Raw genomic sequence first — 1,326 nt, 5'->3', positions numbered from 1 at the left:
GCCCCCCCCCCCCGGGCCGCCCCCCCCCCCGGGTGCGGGGGCAGGTCAGGAGACCGGGGCCACGGACTTCTCGTCCTCGATCTCGCCCGCGCCGTCGTCGTCGCGCTTGTTGCGCAGCACGCTGCTGATGAAGGCCGCGCCGATGAAGGCCACGCCGATCAGGCCGGTGATGATCTCGTTGATGTGCACGCCGATCGAGACGATCAGGATGGTCGCCAGCGCGCCGATCGCCCAGTGGGCGCCGTGCTCGAGGTAGACGTACTCCGAGAGCGTGCCCTTGCGCACCAGGTACACCGTGATGGACCGGACGAACATGGCGCCGATCAGGCCGAGGCCGAGCGCGATGATGATCGGGTCGGAGGTGATGGCGAACGCGCCGATGACACCGTCGAAGGAGAACGAGGCGTCGAGCACTTCCAGGTACAGGAACAGGAAGAAGCCCGCCTTGCCGGTGGCCTTGGCCAGATCCGAGGGGCCGCCGCTCGCCTCCTCCTCGAGGTCCTCGGTGTGGAACATGGTGCCGAGGCCGTCCACCGCGATGTAGACGATGATGCCGAGCAGACCGGACAGCAGCACTGTGGCGCGCTTGTCCTCGTCGGCGAGCAACTCCGCGGCCAGCACCAGGCCGCCGCCCGCGACCACGATCGCGAGCATGTCCAGCTTGCCCGCGCGGGCGAGCGGGCGCTCGAGCCAGCTCAGCCAGGTGATCTCGCGTTCCTCGAAGATGAAGTTCAGGAACAGCAGGGCCAGGAACATGCCGCCGAAGGCCGCGATCGCCGGGTGCGCGTCGGTCAGCAGGGTCTCGTAGCTGGCCCGGCCGTCGTCGAAGTACGGCGCGTCGTTCGGCGGCGGGTTCAGTGCCAGGTCGAGCGCGTCGATCGGGTTGAGGCCCGCGGTCACCCAGACGATGGCAAGGGGGAACACCAGGCGCATGCCGAACACGGCGATCAACACGCCGATGGTGAGGAAGATCTTCTGCCAGAACTCGCTCATCCGCTGGAGGACGGTGGCGTTGATGACAGCGTTGTCGAAGGACAGGGAGACTTCGAGGATGCCCAGGATCGCGCACAAGAACAGCGCGGTGGGGCCGCCATAGAGGAACGCCACGACCAGCGATACCACTGTGACGAGGCCGGACAGGCCGAAAATGCGCAGGACCACGCGGGGACCTTTCATGGATGGATGGTGAATCGGCAGGGTCGGGTTACAGCGTGGCCGGTCGGTGCGGGGATGTCCATCTTTTGTGACCGCTTCTGCCGACGAAGAGGCGGCCGGATGGCAGGTGAGCGGGGCTGTGCGCGCGGCCACGAAGCCGTTGCCTGGCAC

At 67.6% G+C, this 1,326-nt stretch carries 1 protein-coding gene; it reads right to left on the bottom strand.

All coding sequences use genetic code 11. The features are described from left to right. Positions 1 to 45: 45 nt before the first annotated feature. On the bottom strand, positions 46 to 1,161 hold the full coding sequence (locus tag QH283_RS00355; protein ID WP_280501021.1) for a DUF475 domain-containing protein: 1,116 nt from the start codon (positions 1,159 to 1,161) through the stop codon (positions 46 to 48). Between the last annotated feature and the right edge of the window lie 165 nt (positions 1,162 to 1,326).

The sequence above is a fragment of the Nocardia farcinica genome, assembly GCF_029867845.1.
GTDB classification, from domain to species: domain Bacteria; phylum Actinomycetota; class Actinomycetes; order Mycobacteriales; family Mycobacteriaceae; genus Nocardia; species Nocardia farcinica_A.
Note: the sequence above shows the minus strand (reverse complement) of the source record. Positions and strands in the feature narration are given on the sequence as shown.